20 protein-coding genes are annotated in these 19,670 nt (G+C 40.1%); 10 read left to right on the plus strand and 10 right to left on the minus strand.

Going from position 1 to position 19,670, the window contains the following annotated elements; genetic code table 11:
* The first annotated feature begins 12 nt into the window (after positions 1 to 12).
* The 4 genes from folK to panD all read left to right on the plus strand — a co-directional run bounded on the left by folK (position 13) and on the right by panD (position 2,865).
* On the plus strand, positions 13 to 504 hold the full coding sequence (gene folK / locus PR725_RS11180; RefSeq protein ID WP_004913705.1) for a 2-amino-4-hydroxy-6-hydroxymethyldihydropteridine diphosphokinase: 492 nt from the start codon (positions 13 to 15) through the stop codon (positions 502 to 504).
* 58 nt (positions 505 to 562) lie between these two features.
* Positions 563 to 1,354: a 3-methyl-2-oxobutanoate hydroxymethyltransferase gene (gene panB / locus PR725_RS11185; protein ID WP_004913707.1), complete on the plus strand. Its 792-nt coding sequence runs from the start codon at positions 563 to 565 to the stop codon at positions 1,352 to 1,354.
* A 30-nt stretch (positions 1,355 to 1,384) separates the two neighbouring features.
* The gene (panC, locus tag PR725_RS11190; RefSeq protein WP_004913709.1) at positions 1,385 to 2,248 is read left to right on the plus strand and encodes a pantoate--beta-alanine ligase; all 864 of its coding nucleotides are present in this window, start codon (positions 1,385 to 1,387) and stop codon (positions 2,246 to 2,248) included.
* A gap of 236 nt (positions 2,249 to 2,484) precedes the next feature.
* A complete protein-coding gene (gene panD, locus PR725_RS11195) occupies positions 2,485 to 2,865 on the plus strand; it encodes an aspartate 1-decarboxylase (RefSeq protein WP_109912045.1) in 381 nt (126 codons plus the stop codon).
* Positions 2,866 to 2,989: 124 nt separating this feature from the next.
* On the opposite strand, the gene PR725_RS11200 is transcribed toward panD, so the two are convergent.
* On the minus strand, positions 2,990 to 3,760 hold the full coding sequence (locus tag PR725_RS11200; RefSeq protein WP_004913713.1) for an ABC transporter permease: 771 nt from the start codon (positions 3,758 to 3,760) through the stop codon (positions 2,990 to 2,992).
* Entirely contained in the window at positions 3,757 to 4,698 is a 942-nt protein-coding gene (locus tag PR725_RS11205) for an ABC transporter ATP-binding protein (RefSeq protein WP_004913716.1), read from the minus strand. Before PR725_RS11205 ends, PR725_RS11200 begins: the two co-directional genes overlap by 4 nt.
* Positions 4,699 to 4,955: 257 nt before the next feature.
* On the opposite strand from PR725_RS11205, the gene can reads away from it, so the two are divergent.
* A complete protein-coding gene (gene can / locus PR725_RS11210) occupies positions 4,956 to 5,609 on the plus strand; it encodes a carbonate dehydratase (RefSeq protein WP_042851647.1) in 654 nt (217 codons plus the stop codon).
* Positions 5,610 to 5,863: 254 nt separating this feature from the next.
* On the opposite strand, the gene hpt is transcribed toward can, so the two are convergent.
* Positions 5,864 to 6,400 (minus strand): hypoxanthine phosphoribosyltransferase, encoded by a 537-nt coding sequence (hpt, locus tag PR725_RS11215; protein WP_004260548.1) that lies wholly within the window; start codon positions 6,398 to 6,400, stop codon positions 5,864 to 5,866.
* A gap of 126 nt (positions 6,401 to 6,526) precedes the next feature.
* Complete coding sequence (gene cueO, locus PR725_RS11220; RefSeq protein ID WP_004913722.1) at positions 6,527 to 8,143, minus strand: multicopper oxidase CueO; 1,617 nt, start codon at positions 8,141 to 8,143, stop codon at positions 6,527 to 6,529.
* Between the two features lie 240 nt (positions 8,144 to 8,383).
* Here cueO and PR725_RS11225 point away from each other — a divergent pair, with 240 nt between their 5' ends.
* Positions 8,384 to 8,731 carry a YacC family pilotin-like protein gene (locus PR725_RS11225; RefSeq protein WP_004913725.1) on the plus strand — a complete coding sequence of 116 codons (348 nt, stop codon included), beginning with the start codon at positions 8,384 to 8,386 and terminating at the stop codon, positions 8,729 to 8,731.
* A gap of 59 nt (positions 8,732 to 8,790) precedes the next feature.
* On the opposite strand, the gene PR725_RS11230 is transcribed toward PR725_RS11225, so the two are convergent.
* Together PR725_RS11230 and PR725_RS11235 are read right to left on the minus strand one after the other, a co-directional pair.
* Positions 8,791 to 9,840: an AbrB family transcriptional regulator gene (locus PR725_RS11230; RefSeq protein ID WP_110732211.1), complete on the minus strand. Its 1,050-nt coding sequence runs from the start codon at positions 9,838 to 9,840 to the stop codon at positions 8,791 to 8,793.
* 197 nt (positions 9,841 to 10,037) lie between these two features.
* A complete protein-coding gene (locus tag PR725_RS11235) occupies positions 10,038 to 10,670 on the minus strand; it encodes a TetR/AcrR family transcriptional regulator (RefSeq protein WP_109912041.1) in 633 nt (210 codons plus the stop codon).
* Positions 10,671 to 11,046: 376 nt separating this feature from the next.
* Here PR725_RS11235 and PR725_RS11240 point away from each other — a divergent pair, with 376 nt between their 5' ends.
* The gene (locus PR725_RS11240; RefSeq protein ID WP_272569038.1) at positions 11,047 to 12,237 is read left to right on the plus strand and encodes a Tm-1-like ATP-binding domain-containing protein; all 1,191 of its coding nucleotides are present in this window, start codon (positions 11,047 to 11,049) and stop codon (positions 12,235 to 12,237) included.
* A 39-nt stretch (positions 12,238 to 12,276) separates the two neighbouring features.
* Positions 12,277 to 13,104 carry a phosphoenolpyruvate hydrolase family protein gene (locus PR725_RS11245; RefSeq protein WP_004913739.1) on the plus strand — a complete coding sequence of 276 codons (828 nt, stop codon included), beginning with the start codon at positions 12,277 to 12,279 and terminating at the stop codon, positions 13,102 to 13,104.
* Between the two features lie 73 nt (positions 13,105 to 13,177).
* On the opposite strand, the gene PR725_RS11250 is transcribed toward PR725_RS11245, so the two are convergent.
* A complete protein-coding gene (locus tag PR725_RS11250; RefSeq protein WP_004913743.1) occupies positions 13,178 to 13,900 on the minus strand; it encodes a hypothetical protein in 723 nt (240 codons plus the stop codon).
* Positions 13,901 to 14,071: 171 nt separating this feature from the next.
* Positions 14,072 to 14,968: a diaminopimelate dehydrogenase gene (locus PR725_RS11255; RefSeq protein ID WP_109912038.1), complete on the minus strand. Its 897-nt coding sequence runs from the start codon at positions 14,966 to 14,968 to the stop codon at positions 14,072 to 14,074.
* Between the two features lie 339 nt (positions 14,969 to 15,307).
* Here PR725_RS11255 and PR725_RS11260 point away from each other — a divergent pair, with 339 nt between their 5' ends.
* Both PR725_RS11260 and PR725_RS11265 read left to right on the plus strand, forming a co-directional pair.
* Positions 15,308 to 16,654: an MATE family efflux transporter gene (locus PR725_RS11260; RefSeq protein WP_004913749.1), complete on the plus strand. Its 1,347-nt coding sequence runs from the start codon at positions 15,308 to 15,310 to the stop codon at positions 16,652 to 16,654.
* 208 nt (positions 16,655 to 16,862) lie between these two features.
* Positions 16,863 to 18,185, plus strand: coding sequence for an L-cysteine desulfidase family protein (locus PR725_RS11265; protein WP_210782758.1), 1,323 nt, complete (start codon positions 16,863 to 16,865; stop codon positions 18,183 to 18,185).
* Positions 18,186 to 18,455: 270 nt separating this feature from the next.
* Here PR725_RS11265 and yjiA read toward each other — a convergent pair whose 3' ends face one another.
* Both yjiA and PR725_RS11275 read right to left on the minus strand, forming a co-directional pair.
* A complete protein-coding gene (gene yjiA, locus PR725_RS11270) occupies positions 18,456 to 19,424 on the minus strand; it encodes a GTPase (RefSeq protein ID WP_109912036.1) in 969 nt (322 codons plus the stop codon).
* A 22-nt stretch (positions 19,425 to 19,446) separates the two neighbouring features.
* Positions 19,447 to 19,650 (minus strand): YbdD/YjiX family protein, encoded by a 204-nt coding sequence (locus PR725_RS11275; RefSeq protein WP_004260586.1) that lies wholly within the window; start codon positions 19,648 to 19,650, stop codon positions 19,447 to 19,449.
* Between the last annotated feature and the right edge of the window lie 20 nt (positions 19,651 to 19,670).

Here is a 19,670-nt window from a genome sequence, read left to right on the forward strand (position 1 = left end):
AGAGAGAATATAATGGAACAAGTCTATATTGCTGTAGGAAGTAACCTTGGTGAGCCACTATTACAGGCACAGCAAGCTATTGCAGCTTTAGATGCGATACCCAATAGCCGCGTTGTTTCTACCTCTTCTGTTTATCGAACTAAGCCTCTAGGCCCGCAAAATCAGCCAGATTTTCTTAATCTGGCTGTGTTACTTGAAACAACTCTTGAGCCCGAAGTTCTCCTCAACTATACACAAAAAATCGAACTTGAGCTGGGCCGTGTACGCAAAGAGGAGCGTTGGGGGCCACGAACGCTGGACCTCGATATCATGCTTTTTGGTAACCGTATCATCAATACTGAACGGTTGATCGTTCCACATTATGGGCTAAAAGAGCGTGAATTTATGTTGTATCCGCTTAGTGAAATCGCCCCTTCTCTTGTTTTTCCTGATGGCGAAAAGCTTTCAGAAAGACTCACACAAGTCCCTCGAAATGGCCTAACGTTTTGGGATATTCCAGCCTGAAATGTTCAACCTCTTATGAGGTATGGTCGCAGGGAGATCATTTCCGGAGGTTATTATAATGAAACCAATTTCTCTGGCTGATTTATGTCAGTTTAAAAAAGACAAACACAAATTTGCAACTATGACAGCCTATGACTCAAGCTTCGCTCAATTATTTTATGAGCAAGGTATCCAAGTGATGCTCGTTGGAGACTCACTGGGAATGACGATTCAAGGTGAATCCTCCACCTTACCCGTTACTGTCGAGCAAATTGCTTACCACACCCGATGCGTTCGCAAAGGCGCGCCAAATGCCTTCATTATTGCAGATATGCCATTTATGAGTTACGCCACACCAGAACAAGCTTGCGCCAATGCGGCTATTTTAATGCAGGCAGGCGCAAACATGGTCAAAATTGAGGGTGGCAGTTGGTTATGTGATACGGTAAGAATGCTAGGAGAACGCTCTGTTCCTGTGTGTGGCCATCTAGGTTTAACGCCACAAGCCGTCAATGTCCTTGGCGGTTATAAAGTCCAAGGACGTGATGAAGTCACCGCCAATCAATTACTCAAAGATGCGATTGCACTAGAAAATGCAGGCATCCAATTGTTGGTTCTTGAATGTGTCCCAACCACCTTAGCCAATCATGTTACGGAAGAGCTACTATTGCCCGTGATTGGTATTGGTGCGGGAAATGGGACTGATGGACAAATTCTTGTTATGCATGATGCGCTGGGTATTACCGCACGAGCCCCTAAATTCGCAAAAAACTTTTTAGCTCAAGCGGGCAACCTTCATGATGCTATTCGTATGTATATCCAAGAAGTGGAAGATGGCATTTACCCAAGTGAAGCCCATTCTTTTTCTTAATTGATGTCAGAAATTATAAGGAACACACGTATGCTTATCGTTGAAACGGCGCTTATCTTACGCCGTGAAATCCGCCGCTGGAAACAAGAAGGCAAACGTATTGCACTTGTCCCAACAATGGGTAATTTACATGATGGTCACTTAACACTCATTGACCAAGCAAAAAAACAAGCTGATGTTGTGATTGCCAGTATCTTCGTTAACCCGATGCAATTTGATAGGCAATCTGATTTAGCCAATTACCCACGAACGTTGCAAGAAGATTGCGAAAAACTAAAACGTCGTGACATCAATTTGGTTTTTGCGCCTTCCCCTCAAGAATTCTACCCAGAAGGGATGGAAAAACAGACTTTTGTTGAAGTTCCAGAGTTATCGACCATATTAGAAGGCGCAAGCCGCCCTGGGCACTTTAAAGGTGTCGCAACGGTTATTACTAAGTTGTTCAACTTAGTACAGCCAGATATTGCCTTGTTTGGTGAGAAGGATTACCAGCAATTACAATTAATTCGCAAGTTAGTTGCTGACTTATCATTTGATACACAAATTGTTAGCGTCCCAACAGTTAGAGCCAAGAATGGTCTAGCACTGAGCTCACGCAACAATAATTTGTCAGCGGAAGAGCTAAAAACAGCGCCTAAGCTGTATCAAATTATGCAACAAGCGGGTGAAAAATTAGTGGCTGAACCTGATGCATCTGAAGTTATTATTGAAGAGATGAACAATAGCTTACGAGAAGCCGGCTTTACTCCTGATGAGCTATTTATTCGCGATGCAGATACATTATTACCACTTGGTGAGTCCAGTAAACGTGCGGTTATTTTAATGGCGGCATGGTTAGGTCAAACGCGTCTTATTGACAATTTACAAGTTGACCTACCAAGTAATATTGCATAAAACAATAAGACTTATAACACTATCACAGCAACCATCTTGCTGCGTTGCTAAGCCTGTTGCGACTTATATACACGTAGTCAACAACGCTGCAGTTTTGAAGGCACTATGATTTTATTCAAAGTCATTCAGATTGCAGCTAGGCGACAAGTAAGTGAGTCCCTAGGAGCATACATAAATATGTGACTAGGGCGAGCGCACGTAGTCAACAACGCTGCAATTTGAAGGACGAAGAAGACATGTTAAGAAGAATGTTGCAAGGCAAACTCCATCGCGTCACAGTCACACAAGCAGACTTACACTACGAAGGCTCATGTGCGATTGATCAGGACTTTATGGATGCCGCTGGGATCCTTGAATACGAGGCCATTGATATTTACAACGTTGATAATGGCGAACGTTTTTCGACTTACGCAATTTCAGGCGAACGGGGCTCAAAAATCATCTCGGTTAATGGTGCTGCTGCCCGCCGCGCTGCGGTTGGTGATAAGCTGATTATTTGTTCTTATGTACAAATGGAAGATGAAGATGCGCGCCTACATAAGCCAAAAGTGGCTTATTTTGATGAAAACAATAAAATGAGTCGCATCGCAAAAGCAGTCCCTGTTCAAGTGGCATAATGTTGGATTTTATTTATCCAACAATTTGATTAGTATTGCCATTTATATACATCTCAATAAAAAACGGCTTTTGATTACGCTAAGTACCAAAAGCCGTTTTTTTTACACAATTTCAGCCCAAAATTTAACTTCTTAAGCCTCTACCTTGCTCAATCAAAAACCATGTTAATGCATAAAAGACGACTAAGAAAATCATTAAGACGCCTAACGTAATCGCGATAGAAACATCGGCTATTCCCAGAAAACCATAACGAAAGCCGCTGATCATGTACACAATTGGGTTCAGTTTAGAAACGGCTTGCCAAAACGGTGGTAACAGTGATAGTGAATAAAATACACCACCTAAATACGTTAATGGTGTTAAGACAAAGGTTGGAACAATACTAATATCATCAAATGTCTTTGCGAAGATAGCATTTAGTAAGCCAGCAAGTGAAAATACAATTGCGGTTAGCAATAACGTTATGACTACCATTGCCCATGAATGTACTTGCAATGGAATAAAGAATAACGATACCAATGTAACAAGAAAACCCACTAAAATCCCTCTAGCAACACCACCGCCGACAAAACCTGCGATAATAATATGCGTCGGAACGGGGGCTACCAGTAATTCTTCGATATTTTTCTGAAATTTAGAGCCAAAGAAAGAAGAACAAACATTTGAATATGAATTAGTGATCACCGCCATCATGATTAACCCAGGGACGATGAATTGCATATAATCCACACCACCCATATCACCAATTCTAGAACCAATTAAGTTACCAAAAATCACAAAATACAGCGACATGGTGATCACCGGTGGTAATAGTGTTTGTATCCAAATACGACCAAACCGTGTGACTTCTTTTATCCAAATGGTTTTCAATGCGACCCAATATAATGAGATCATCTTGCAATCTCCTTCTCGGTTGCATTACTTTCTCTTTTAACTAAGTTAACAAATAACTCTTCTAATCGGTTTGCTTTATTTCGCATACTTAAAATCTGAACACCTTGCTCACTAAATTGGCTAAAGACACTATTTAGACCTTGCTCTCTTTTAACATCCACCTCAAGTGTTGAAGTATCTATCAAACGAGATTCATACCCTAATAATTGAGGGATCGGACTTTTTGGCATTAAATCAAAAATAAAGGTTTCTGATTCTAATTGGCTCAGTAATTGCTTCATACTAGTATTTTCAACTAATTCACCATGTTGAATAATGCCAATATTACGGCACAACATTTCAGCCTCTTCCAAATAGTGAGTTGTTAAAATAATTGTCGTCCCCTGAGCGTTAAGATTCTTTAAAAATGTCCACATTGAGCGACGAAGCTCAATATCAACACCCGCCGTGGGTTCATCCAAAATTAATAGCTTTGGTTGGTGCATCAATGCACGGGCTATCATTAAACGGCGTTTCATACCACCGGACAAATTACGTGCCCGCTCATCACGCTTTTCCCATAAATCAAGTTGGGTTAGGTACTGCTCTGCACGTTGTACCGCAACAGAACGCGTAACCCCATAATAACCGGCTTGGTTAAGGACAATTTGTAATACCGTTTCAAATGGATTGAAATTAAACTCTTGAGGCACTAATCCAAGTTGCTGCTTTGCTTGCACAACTTGTTTTTCTAAATCATAACCAAATACTTTTACAGACCCGCTTGTTTTGTTTACCAGCGAGCTAATGATCCCTATTGTAGTTGATTTACCCGCGCCATTTGGTCCCAACAATGCGTAAAAGTCACCGTCTTCAACGCTCAGATCAATCCCTTTCAGGGCTTTCACACCACCTGGGTAGGTTTTGGTTAACTGCGATAACTCAAGTGCATATGTCATATGTAAAAAAAACCTTTATTCTTAGAACGGTTTGAAGGCAATATATCACCATGATGCCACTTTTTTCTGCTCTATGTTATGCAGAAAAGAGATAATTAGTTTATACAATATAATTCAATATGTTATAAATTTAGGGTTGTCTTGTCTAAAAGACAGGTTCATCATAAGGGCATTAAAATTAGTATAACTAATTATTAATTAATCAATAAATGTTGTATAAGATTTTATCGCAAAGTAACACAACTAGGCTATAAGTCATGATGAGAAAAATCGAAGAGCTGTTTGCTAACAATGAAGCATGGTCAGCATCAGTCAATGAACAAGACCCCGAATTCTTCAAAGAATTATCAAAAGCACAAAAGCCGAGATTCTTATGGATAGGCTGCTCTGACAGCCGAGTACCTGCAGAAAAACTCATTAACGCGGCACCTGGGGACCTTTTTGTGCACCGTAATGTTGCCAACTTAGTCATTCACACTGACCTAAACTGTTTATCAGTCATTCAATATGCGGTTGATGTCTTACAAGTTGAGCACATTATTATTTGCGGCCACTATGGCTGTGGTGGTATTGAAGCGGCGGTTGATAATACCGAACTTGGCTTAATTAATAACTGGCTATTACACATAAGAGATATTTGGTACAGACATAGCTCTATGTTGGGTGAATTAAAGCCTTGTGAGCGTCTTAACCGTTTATGTGAGTTAAATGTTGTTGAGCAAGTTTATAACTTAGGGCATTCAACGATCATGCAGTCTGCATGGAAACGTGGCCAAAAAGTGATGATCCACGGCTGGGTATATGGGATTAATAATGGTCGATTACAAGACTTACATATTACTGCCGATAGTCGAGAAAAACTTGAATTGTGTTACCGTGAAGCCATTTCTACTTTAACTCAAAAAAAGTAATTTAAAATATAAATTGGAAGCTCTTATAATTAAGAGCTTCTTTCTTATTAATCCCCAAATCAGCATAATTAAAATATAAAAAACTTTCCTTTCAATTGACTAAAAAAAAGAAAATAAAATTCAATTAAAGCAAATTTATCATTAACAACAAATGAGAGTAAACAATTAAAATTAAGATATAACGTGTTGTTAATATTATATTAAAACAAAAGGACAGCTTACGCTGTCCTTTTTATTCATGCTATTCTAAAGTTTTATTCTTCAAGTAACGTTACATGGCCAATATAAGGTAAATGGCGATATTGTTGAGCGTAGTCAATACCGTAACCCACCACAAATTTGTCTTCGATAGAATAACCAATCCACTCAACAGGAACCTGTACTTCTCGACGTGAAGGTTTATCCAGCAATGTACAAATAGCGACAGATTTAGGGCCGCGTAATTCGAAAATCTCACGTACTTTATTTAAGGTATTACCTGAATCAATAATATCTTCAACAATTAAGACGTGTTTATCGCGAATATCTTCATCCAAGTCTTTGACAATTTTAACATCACGGCTTGATGTCATCGCATTACCGTAACTTGAAACAGTCATAAAATCGACTTCATGGGGAACATCAATCTTACGGCATAAGTCGGCCATAAAAATAAATGAACCTTTTAGTAAGCCAACAAGGACTAATTCACCATCAAGTTTTTGATAATGAGCACTAATTTTATCGGCTAATTCGCTGATTCGCTGAGCAATCTCTTCTTCAGAGATCATCACTTCAAGGGTATGTTTCATCTTCTATTACGCATCTATGGGAATGGAAAGCGCGTAATTTTATCATAGGCAGCACGCATATACTAATAAAGGAAAATGCAGTGCTAAAATTTCACACTACATTTTCTCTGAAAGTAAATGTGGCTGTTAACTCACAGTGAAGCCCAACATCATCCCTGTATCTTCATGCTCTAAGAGATGGCAATGAGCCATATAAGGGTGCTGTTGTGTTGCAGGGTGTTTAAATTCAACTAAAATTTCACTCACCTGCCCTTCTACTTTGACAATATCTTTCCATCCTTGACGATGAGGCTCTACGGCTTGGCCGTTTTCTTTTAGGATACGAAAACGCGTGCCATGAACATGGAATGGATGCAACATCATATCACCGCGTCCTGAAACGACCCAAATTTCTTGTTGATTCATAGGAGCGTTGAATGCAGGATGCGTCATTGAGAAAACTTGCCCATTTATAGTATTCGCATTATGAATATCCAAGCCATCAGAACCTGTACCACAATGGCCGCCACTTCCCATTTTGCCATTCATATTTCCATGATTCATATTACCTGCATTCATGTTACCGTGGTTCATATTCCCCATCATTGCACCATGACCGCCCATATTCCCCATCGCCTGATCGCCATATTTTTCACGCAACATCATCATGCCTTGCATATCTAAGCGCATATCCATCATTAAATGGAAACGACGGCGATTTAAGCCAGCAAGAGAAGGAATCGCGGGTATGGCTGCTAGTGTTGATGGTAAGTCACCTTCCCCTTTCGTCAACGTTGTTTCGATACGCAGCACTGGCAAAGGCTGGTCAAATGGTGCAATCGTCATTCCCATTTGCCCGACAGGTAGCGTTACCAAATCAAATGCGCGGCCATCGGAGGCGTCAATTAATACCTCAAAACGCTCTCCCATCAAGATAGGTAATTCGGTTAGCGCAATCGGCTCAGCTAATAAACCACCATCACTCGCAACGACATACATTTTACGTCCATCACTGGTGGAAATATTTAAGCTTCTAGCATTACAGCCATTTAATAACCTTAATCGTATCCAACCTTTCGGGGCAACATGTTTAGGATAAACAGCACCATTCGTTAGCATGATATCGCCAAACCAACCCACTGCGGCACTCATCACATCAAGTTGATAATCAATTTGGCCATCATCTTTTAGGCGTTTGTCTTGCAAAATGACTGGAATATCATCAACACCCCAATCGTTTGGTAAGCCATGCTTTGTGCTGTCATCATCTTTAATTAATACAAGGCCTGCTAACCCCATAGCCACTTGATAGCCGGTTTTTCCATGAGTATGAGGATGGAACCAACATGTCGCTTCACTTTGGTTTACCGTAAAATTCACCTTTCGGCTTGCGTTTGGTTCGATTATTGCTTGGGGGCCGCCATCTTGTTCACCTGAAATTTCTAAACCATGCCAATGAACTGTCGTGTCTTCTGCCAGTTGGTTAACAATATTGATATTAACATTCTGTCCATTTTTCAAGCTAATTGCAGGGCCTAATAAATTGCCGTTATAACCCCATGTTGTCGTTTGCTTTCCAGGAACAAATTGTGAAACGCCCTTCTGGATAACCAACTGAATGTTACCTTGCGCATCAGGCTCCAATAAGGGGGGGATCGCTAATGTTGGATAATTTCCCGCTGCGACCGCGATGCGGCTCCAAATAGGCAGCGCACTTGCAGCATATGTGATAGCACTTAATTTAAGAAAATCGCGACGTAGCATTGATAACCTTCCTTTTATTTATCAAATCGATAATCATCTGTGGTGTGATTTATGACAAATTACACTTTCGAAGCAAAACATGGTTTAATGACGGTATGATAAAGCTTCCCCTTACAGGAAGGTCAATAAAACCACTCCATAAATGTGGGTTTATTACATGGATTTAAGAAAAATATAGTTGACTAACAATTCTATTCTTATGCTAACGTAACTTGACATAGAAAACAGATAGAATAACGAATGCGCAAATTTATATTGATGTCATGCTTAATGACTCTGTTAGGGATAACCAATTCTGCCAGAGCTCTTTCCACCAACGAAGCTGAAGATCTTGCTGATCTCACGGCCGTTTTTATTTATCTAAAATATGATTGCGGGTATTCACAAATCCCAGATAGAGAAATTGAACGTGCTATTGTTTACTTTGCGAAAAGTAACAAATGGGATCTTAGTAACTATAATGCGGAAAAAATGACCGTTCTTAACAAAGAAAGTTATAGTGATCTAAAAGGGATACCACTCACCACCGAGTTTAAATGCCAGTCTCTTGCTCGCGATTCACTAGGCCTCTTTGCTTACGTCAAATAAGCAGATGAAAAAAGCCTATCAAGAAAACATGCCAAATATCGCCTGCATGTTTTCTTTCTTTACTTTAAATGACTATTTCTTTTTTGCCTTCTTTCTTGCCAAAACAACGCTATCGATGGAATACTTTGAATAATTACCATCCTGATAATATGGTTTGACATAACAAAGCCCGCATCTAAATTCATGGTGATTGCGGCGAATGTCATCGCTTCCATACTCCCCGGAGCCCACGCTAACAATAGTACCGAAATATCATAGCCTGTAATCCAAGAGGCAAATACCGTGATAAGAAAAGTCAGCACGATATTAACCACCACAACTTGGGCCGAAGAGTATATATTTTTAATTAACGATGAAAGTGGAAACACAATGAAATGGTTACCAATGTTCATCCCAATTAATACCATACTGAGTTCAGTCAACATCAACGGGAAATTTAATGGGATATCCGCCCAACCTTGAATAAGAGTTGCTGCCGCTAATGACGTTAACATAAAAGGTGCGGGGACTTTTAAACGCTGTAATATTGCCCCTGAAATTACCCCAACTGCAATAATGAGCACTAGCCATCCCGTTGCAACTAATGTCAATTCTGGAAATTCTATTATCGGTTGAGGATCTCCATCGCTCCCCACAACAATTCCTGCTAATAAAATAAGAATAATTAAGCGAATTGTATGGGAAATAACAATTTTCTGAGGTGGGGTATGAGTATGGTCAGTTAATGCCAGAATAGCTGCCATAGCACCGGGGACAGAGCCAAGCATCGCTTCTTGTTTTGTCCAACCGACTTTGCGGTAAAACCAAAAAAAACTAAATGAAAATTGTACAGCCAAACAGACAACTAGCATCAATAGTAAAAGAAATAAATTGTCTGCTTCATTAAGTGATACTTGATTAAACATCAAGCCCACAGAGGTCCCGAGCGTGACTTGAACAAAGGTAATAGTATGTTTAGGGATGGCAAACGAAACACCAAAACGATGAAAAATGATAATGGCAATGATTGGGCCAAACATCAATGCAAGGGGAACTCCGAGGTAAGTCAGCCCGCCACCAATCAAGGCACAGATGGAAATCCCACCTAACATTTTTAATAATTTCATCATATGGTATTAACCATTAAGTCTTTTTATAGTCCTAATTTATATCATATTATTTTAAGTCATATGACTTTAGTTTTTATTTATTTATTACCCTAGTGGTATCCACCAGAATTTATCTATTTATTAGGTTTTGATCTTATTATTTTGACTTGGTTTGAAAAATTTCTCTTAACTAAAATTAACATAACGTAGCCATAAAACTATTTTTTCCGTTTTATATTATCAGCACGAGCTTGATTCATTATTGCTTTGGACATCCATTGAGCTAACGCAGTGACTTGGGCATCATCCATTTTCCAAATATCTTTTAATACTAAAAATATTTCGGAACCATAAATAACAGAAAAGGCTCTAATCACTTTATCTATAATTTCTTGCGGATATTCTGATTTCATTGGCGATGTCACCATCGCAAGAATTTCTTTGCGATTTCCACGTTCTAGACGCTTATCATTAACATTTTGTGGATCAGCTCGACCCTGAGCCCACTGCTGCAATGACGCTTGCAATGCAGCCCGTAAAACACCTTCATGTTCAAACATACGCGGAAATGCATAGGTTAATAACTCGTCAATACGATCTTCAGTTTGCTCACTTTGTGGGCGCCAAGTTAAAATTGGCCCTAAGCTCTCATTAACCGTTGCAGTAATTAAATCGGCCTGCGTCGGAAAATAACGATAAGCTGTCGCACGAGAAACTCCCGCTTCAAGCGCTAATTCAGAAACAGAAGGCATTGCCCCTTTTTCAAATAAATCTAAAGCCGTCGTAACCAATAATACATAGGTCCGTTTTCGTGTCCCTTTGTATTCTGAGTATGAATTAGTTTTAGACATTAATTTATCCTTAAAATACTGTCACTTACTATAAATCGAGTTAATACTCATGAAAACATATAAGTGTGAATAGGTAAACATACTTGATTGATAATTTGTAAAAATTTATCCATAAAGATGATTTTAAAAGTAATAACAAAAGACAGAATAATTACATTTAAATATTATAAGTTTCCACATCCATTCAAAATAATTCAAGACTCTTATTGATAATTTATTTCGATTAATCAATAGGATATATTACCCAAACACCAATACCCTTCACCATAAAATGTAAAATGAGACTGCAATCTCATTTTACAACCAAACAAAATGATACTATAGTCTCATTATGATGAAAAATTCAACGTTAGTTTTACTCTGAAAGGGTTTTTCTATGAAAAAATATCCGGGTTTTATTTATATTGTAACAACGCTTGACACGAAAAGTGCTGAACTATTTTATGTCAGTGAATTAATCAAAAACGCCGGATTGGCGGTACGTACCGTTGACCTGACAACACAACCAACGCAATTAGATAAAAACGCAGATATCAGCGCACATGCCGTTGCAAGTTTTCATCCACTTGGCGCTGAAGCCGTTTTCTGTGGTGATCGCGGTAAAGCCATTGAAGCCATGGCACACGCTTTTAGCCTTTACCTTGCCGCACAAACAGATGTTGCCGCTATTCTTGGTTTAGGAGGGTCAGGCGGAACCGCACTCATTACACCCGCCATGCAAGTGTTGCCTGTAGGTATTCCAAAATTAATGGTTTCTACGATGGCATCAGGGGATATTTCCGGTTATATCGGCGCCAGTGATATTTCGATGATGTACTCCGTCACTGATGTGTCTGGTTTGAATATCATTTCCCGTAAAGTATTAAAAAATGCAGCCAACCAAATTGCAGGAGCGGTTTGGTTTGATAGCGAAGAACAACCGCACGACTTAAAGCCTGCGATTGCCCTAACCATGTTCGGGGTAACGACCCCATGCGTCCAGCAACTTACAACACAGTTAGAAGCCCAATATGACTGTCTAGTCTTCCATGCAACAGGCAGTGGTGGTAAAGCCATGGAAAAACTGATTGATAGCCAGTTATTGCATTCTGTTTTAGACATTACAACCACTGAAGTGTGTGATTACTTATTTGGTGGCGTACTAGCATGTGATGAAGACCGCTTTGGTGCTATTGAGCGTACTCAAACCCCTTGCGTGATGTCTTGTGGAGCCTTGGATATGGTGAATTTTGGTCGCCCTTCCACTGTGCCTAAACACTATCAAGATCGCTTATTTTATCATCACAATGCTCAAGTCACTTTAATGAGAACGACCAAAGAAGAAAATCAGCAAATGGGTCGTTGGATTGCCGAAAAGTTAAATCGTTGTCATGGTGAAGTGCGCTTTATTATTCCAACAGCAGGTTTCTCAGCTTTAGATGTTGAAGGTGCTCCATTTTGGGATCCTATCGCAGACCAAGCCTTCATTGATACTTTAACCGCAAATTTAATAATAACAGAGAAAAGACAGCTTATTTTGAGTCCTTATCATATTAACTCCTCAGAGTTTTGTGATCAGGTTATTTAGCTTCATCAGGAAATTTTGAACAAATAATAGAGGTTAATTATGAAACATAACCGCACAGATTTATTAAAAAAATTTAGAGACATGATTGCTCGGGGAGAACCAATCATCGGTGGTGGCGCAGGAACAGGACTATCGGCGAAATGCGAAGAAGCGGGCGGTATTGATTTAATTGTTATCTATAACTCAGGCCGTTACCGCATGGCGGGTAGAGGTTCCCTTGCAGGTTTATTAGCTTATGGTAATGCGAATGAAATCGTTATGGATATGGCAAAAGAAGTTTTACCTGTAGTAAAACAGACGCCAGTTCTTGCGGGTGTGAATGGAACAGATCCATTCTGCCAATTCGATAAGTTCCTTGATGATATCAAAGCAACAGGTTTTGCAGGGGTGCAAAATTTCCCTACTGTCGGTCTAATTGATGGTAATTTCCGCGCCAACTTAGAAGAAACAGGTATGGGTTATGGGTTAGAAGTTGAAATGATCCGTTTAGCCCACGAAAAAGATTTACTTACAACGCCTTACGTTTTTAGTGCTGAAGATGCCATTGCGATGACTCAAGCTGGTGCTGACATTATTGTACCACACATGGGGCTAACGACTGGCGGGAATATTGGCGCAGAAACGGCACTGACGCTCAAAGATTGTGTGCCATTAATCAATGAATGGGCAAAAGCGGCAAAAGCAGTACGCGAAGATGTGATTGTTCTGTGCCACGGTGGCCCAATAGCTACCCCAGAAGATGCTGAATACATTTTAGCCAACTGCCCTGATTGCCATGGCTTCTATGGTGCCAGCTCAATGGAACGTTTGCCAACAGAAGTGGCATTAACCGCCACCACACAAAAATTTAAATCAATTACACGTTAGTTTTTTACTTTATATTTTGCCAACACCAGGCGCCTACTTTGGTAGGCGTTTTTTTATCTTTCTAGCTACAAAGTTATTTCCCTTTTTCCTGGTAAATAGAATGCCCTTTGCATAAAAAATGTGTTAGGCAAGCCATAAATATAGGCATACCAAAATAGAGCACGCCAAAGGCAAAAGCCACATGGGGTTTATCTGGAAACTCCCCCCCCGTAGAAATACTCGAATAATAGTCAATCGACCTTAAATATTCAGGCGTTAATCCGCCATAAGGTACGAGAAAAGATAAAATTAACACCGAGAAAATACAGAACATAAAATTGAGTGCCATTAACGCTGAATAGCCCATATTTTCAGAGCGTTCTTGCTCTGTTCGACTGGTTAAACCAAAAAGCATTCGATTTGCGACAGTGGCACTATACAAATATAAAATTAATGGGGAATCCCCTAAGACTGACATATTAATAGCCAGAGCAAAAAGGCCATAGAAAAGGGCAAATAACGTTAATATTCGCCAATCACGAAATACCGCCATAAAGACGCCTGAGTGAACTAAAATAAATTCAAAAATCAGGATCAGTGTCAGGTTATAAATAATTTCTACTGTATAGTATTCAGGAAAAAACCATACCGATAAAATAAAACCGACATAAAATAATGAAAAGCCATAATTTATTATTTTAGAAAAAGCACGAATAATGCTGAAAGAATGCGGAGTTTCCTTCACACTTTTTACTGAAGATTGTTTTGGGAAAAAACCTTGGTTGTTATCTTTCCCATTCCTTGGTGGCTTTACCATTACCTCACTCCATGTCATCAATATCACTTTACTAATAAGCTACTTGATAACACAAAAAATAAACAGTGGCTAAAGTCCGAATGGCGGATTCAGGATAAGATAAAGTGTAAGGAATATCGACAAGATGGCATGAACGTACACTCGCCATGCCATAGATAGATTAAATTGAAATTAAACCAGTTTGGCGATCAGCGTATCTAAATCACCTTGTAAGAAATTCACGGGTGGAATTTCAATCACGGTATATGCACCTGCAGCTTGTTTCATGGTCGCACGTGCGGCAGAAACCATAAACTGAGAAGTGAGTGCGGGATTATTAATACGCATTGAATATTCGAATAACTGGTTATGTGTTGCCCCTGAAACCCCTTTATGGGTCATGTGCACACCATGCCCAACATCTTTTAATGCATCAATGCTATCGACTTGACGAATATGTGTTTCATCAGAAGAAAAATAGCTATCTGCTTTAATTGCTTGAGTCACTGCATCAAAATTCACGCCACTTTCTAATTCAACATAAACCATACGGCGATGAACCCCAGTCCCTAATGGGATTGTGACAGAAAGTGCATCTTTGACGCCATCAATTGCTTTGGCTGCCACACTGTGCCCCATACTCATCCCTGGTCCAAAATTAGTAAAAGTTACCCCTTTTGGTGCCATCGCTAACATTAGAGTTCGCATAATCGAATCCGAACCAGGATCCCATCCAGCAGAAACAACTGCCACGCTATTATGTTGCTTCGCAATATCATCTAAGCTGTGTTTTAAAGCGACAATATCTGAATGAACGTCAAAGCTATCAACCGTATTAATTCCCAAACTTAAAATTTTTGCTGCTAATGGACCGATTGCACGCGTAGGTGAACAGAGTAGCGCAACATCAACTTCTCCTAGTTTTTCAATATCATCAACCACTTTGTAGGCTGAAAGTTCAGCGGGAATATCTTGTGTATTGCGACGAACTACCCCGACTAACTCAAAATCTTCAGCGGCCAGAACAGCTTCTAGTGCATAGCGGCCAATATTACCGTAGCCCACTATTGCTGCTTTAATTTTTGTCATTTTTACTCCTATACCGTGCTGATGTTGCTTATTAAATTATTTATACCCGTAATCCTTCAAGTTGCAGCGCTTTTCGTTGAGGTATAAGTGACTACGCTCAGCTCGCCGAGTCACATAGTTTATCTATGTTCCCCGCCTATCTTCCCTTGTCGCCTACCTGCAACTCGAATTATTTAGGGTATATAGCGAAATTAAATTTAACAGAATAATTAAAAGTAAACAAAACATTAGCCTAATTAAATCAGATGCATTTTAACCCTATTTTCATTGTTGAAATCCATGTAGAATTAGCCACTCAACAAGCTTTCCCTAACATTCATGAATATATAAAGGTTCTCAATGCATCAATCTGATGTGACTGAGCGGTCACTCTTTTCGCTCAGCTGGCCAATTTTTATCGATATTTTTCTTCATTTGGCCACATTATTAATTAATACCTATATGGTTAGCCACGTTTCTACTGCCTACCTTGCTGCTATGGGGGTGGGAAACCAAGTGTTTGACCTATTTATTACTATTTTTAACTTTATAAGTGTGGGATGTAGCGTTGTTATTGCCCAATACTTAGGAGCAGGCCGCAGAGAAAAAGCCAGCCAAGCAATTCATATTTCAATCGCGTTTAACTTTATTCTTGGTTTTTCTAGCGCGCTAGTCGCATTATTTTTTGGCTATAGCATTCTAACTATCATGAATATGCCATCACATTTAATGGCTGATGGTTATACTTATTTACGTATTTTAGGGATATGTTTAATTCCTGAAGCGATTTCAATTATTTTAGCCGCATGCTTGCGAGTTTATGGTAAAGCACAGCCTGCAATGTGGGTCACATTAATCGCTAATGTGATTACCGTGTTTGGTAACATCATTGTTCTTTATGGTTTCTTTGGGTTACCACAATATGGCCTTGAGGGCGTTGCTTGGTCAACTGTCGTTGGGCGTATTGTTGCCGTTATTTTACTCTTCTGCCTACTGTTTTATGGGTTGAGGATTAAATTTGTCCCAATGATGCTAATACACTGGTCGCGAAAAATGTTGGGTAAAATTTTACATATTGGCTTACCCTCCGCCGGTGAAAACCTCGTTTGGATCCTCCATTTTATGACCGCATCTGCGTTTATCGGTCTCATGGGAGAAACATCTCTTGCGGCACAAACACTCTATTTCCAGTTGTCATTATTTATCATGCTGTTCGGTATCTCTATCAGTATTGGTAATGAAATTATGGTTGGCCATCTTGTTGGAGCAAAACGCTTTGAAGATGCCTTTAGGCGCGGGGTAAAAAGCCTCAAAATGGGTTTTTACGTAACAATTGGTGTGGTTATTGCCTTTTGGTTATTCCGTGATCCTATCCTAAATAACATTACGGACGACCACGGTATTATTGAATTATTGCTGCCATTGTTTTTACTTTCGGTGTTTTTAGAGCCCGGCAGAACAATTAATATCGTGATGGTGAATGCCTTACGTGCCTCAGGTGATGCCCGCTTTCCTCTGTGTACCGCCATTATTTTTATGTGGGGCGTTGCTATCCCATTAGGCTACTTCTTAGGTATAAAAATGGAGATGGGCCTCTTAGGTATTTGGTTAGGTTTCTTTGCTGATGAATGGTTGCGCGGCTTAACCAATGCATGGCGCTGGCGTTCACGTAAGTGGCAAAGTAAGCGTCTTGATGTAGAAAGCTAATCTGTTCCGTTATCACTCAGTCCTGCCGAATTTTATAGGCAGGACTTTTGTGACCAGGCTCAAAATTAGAATTTTTTCATTTTTATAATTCAAATTAGAGATAATATTTCTCTTCACTCTCTTTAAATCCCCTAACTTAGTGAAGTTTTTCTCCAGACTGTTGTTTAAAATAATAAAATCGAAAAAGATTTTATTAAGGGGACTTGCCATGCATGCTCAATCACAACCACTACTTTGGCAATATTTTATCAAAGCAGTAAAACAAGAAGTAAAACCTGCCTTAGGTTGTACTGAGCCAATTTCATTGGCATATGCTGCTGCTAAAGCCGCTTCATTTCTTGATGGGCAAGTGATCCGTGTCTGTGCTTTTGTCTCTCCTAACCTCATGAAAAATGGCATGGGTGTAACCGTCCCCGGGACAGGTATGGTAGGTCTACCTATCGCAGCTGCGCTTGGTGCTGTTGGGGGCGATGCCGATGCAGGTTTAGAAGTTTTAAAATCAGCGTCCGCGGATGCCATTGCTTTGAGTAAAACCATGTTAGCGCAAGGAGCTATTACTGTAGATATCAAACACCCTTGTGATGATGTTATCTACTCTGAAGCCACGGTATACACACAAACTGAATCCGCAACCGTCATCATTGCAGGGTCGCATACCAATATTGTTAAAATCGTTCATAACAATCATACCGTATTTGATGCCACAACAGCTCAACCTCACCATGAATCGCCCGTTGACTGTGCGGCTGATGTCCCTCTGTCCCCCGTCACCGCCAAGTCTGTTTATCAATTTGCTACCGAAGCACCTTTAGAGGATATTCGTTTTATTCTTGAAGCCGCACATTTAAACGAAGCTTTATCTCAAGAAGGCTTACGCAACGTTTATGGCTTACATATCGGTAAAACATTACAAACCCAGCGAGACCGTGGCCTGCTTTCAAAAGACTTAATGTCAGAAATTATGATCCGCACCTCTGCCGCCTCAGATGCGCGCATGGGCGGTGCCGTATTACCCGCAATGAGCAACTCCGGCTCAGGCAACCAAGGTATTGCAGCCACCATGCCTGTTGTTGTGACTGCTGATTACCTACAATCTTCAGAAGAACAACTGGCTCGTGCATTGATGCTCTCCCATCTGATGGCAATCTACATTCATAACCAGCTTCCTGCATTATCGGCATTGTGCGCTGCGACAACAGCGGCGATGGGAGCTGCCGCGGGCATTGCTTGGTTACTAGAATCTCGCTATGAAGTCGTTGCAATGGCAATTTCCAGTATGATTGGTGATGTTAGTGGTATGATTTGTGATGGCGCATCAAACAGTTGTGCAATGAAGGTGTCAACCAGTGCGAGTGCCGCTTATAAAGCCGTGCTAATGGCATTAGATAATAGCTGTGTTAGAGGGTCGGATGGTATTGTGTCTGATGATGTCGACCAATCTATTGCCAATTTATGTTCTTTAGCCGCGGGTTCAATGAAACATACTGACGTGCAGATTATTGAAATTATGGCCGCTAAAGCACGCCCTTAACGCCGTCGCGTTGTTGGCTACATTCGCCAACCCTAGTCACATACTTGTGTATGCTCCTAGGGATTATTTCTTTTGCCGTCTTGCTACGTCGCTAATTCTTCGCCCTTAACGCCGTAGCATTGTTGGCTACATTCGCCAACCCTAGTCACATACTTATGTATGCTCCTAGGGATTGGCTCTTTTGCCGCCTTGCTACGCCGCTAATGACTTTGAATTTCGTTTTGAATTTCTTTTTGAATTTCTTTTTTGAAATTATTTTTTTGAATTGTTCTATTTTGAATTAACTTCTAGGGCTGCGAATTTTTCACGAATTATATCTTCTGGTAGGTCAATACCAATAAACACTAATACACTGCGGCGTTGTTCATCAACTTCCCAGTCTCTATCCCAATCCGCACTATAGAGGCGTTGAACACCTTGGAATAATAAGCGTTTTGGTTCACCCATAATGGAAAGAATTCCTTTATAACGCAGTAAGTTATCTGCAAAACCGAGTAATAGGTCTTCCATTACTTGAGAAACGGCCATCAGTTCAACAGGATAATTAAATTCAAGGACAATCGAGCCGACTTCATTTTGTTGTTTAGGCGCGAAACGGAATGTCGGTTGTTTGACATTCAACTGTGAATCCAATAAAAACCCTTCGATATCCAATAATAAACTCAGGTCGATATCACCTTGAATAACGGGGTAAATCGGTGCTCTCGCATTAATACGTTGTAAACGTTCAATTAAAGCTTCGTTATTCGGCTCAATATCTGTTTTGGTCAATAAAATGCGATCTGCATAGCCAATTTGCGCTTGAGCAATGGCAAAATCATTCAATTGTTTATCAGCGTGAACAGCATCCACTAGTGTAATAATGCCATCTAACACATAACGTTCGCATAGGACTTCATGGGAAAAAAAAGTTTGAGTGATCGGGCCTGGGTCTGCCATGCCAGTGCACTCAATGACGAGACGCTCAAAGTCTAATTTTCCATTATCAAGGCCATCTAATAGGTCTAATAAGGCATTTTCTAATTCATTCGAACGACTACAACAAATACAGCCATTACTTAATGTGGTAATTTGTGTCGCACGATCACCAATTATTGCGTTATCAATGGGGACTTCACCAAACTCATTTTCAATCACTGCAATTTTATGACCGTGCTCAGCATGAAGAATATGGCTAAGGAGAGTCGTCTTACCAGCCCCGAGAAAACCGGTTAAAATTGTTACGCTAATAGGTTTCATTATTGCCCTCACACTTCATTGATTAACAGCAGCGAAATCCGCCTTTACCGCTACCACCATACCGTGCATCTTGTCTTTCGCGAAAAAATTCTTTGTAGGTCATCACAGGTTTATCTGGGTGATTATCACTCATATGCTGCACATAGGTATCATAATCAGGAATACCAATTAGCATGCGTGCTGCTTGCCCGAGGTATTTTCCTGTTTTGCCGAGATTTCCAAACATCAGCCTCTCCAATACAAATG

This window comes from Providencia sp. PROV255, assembly GCF_028478065.1.
Taxonomy (GTDB): Bacteria; Pseudomonadota; Gammaproteobacteria; order Enterobacterales; family Enterobacteriaceae; genus Providencia; species Providencia rettgeri.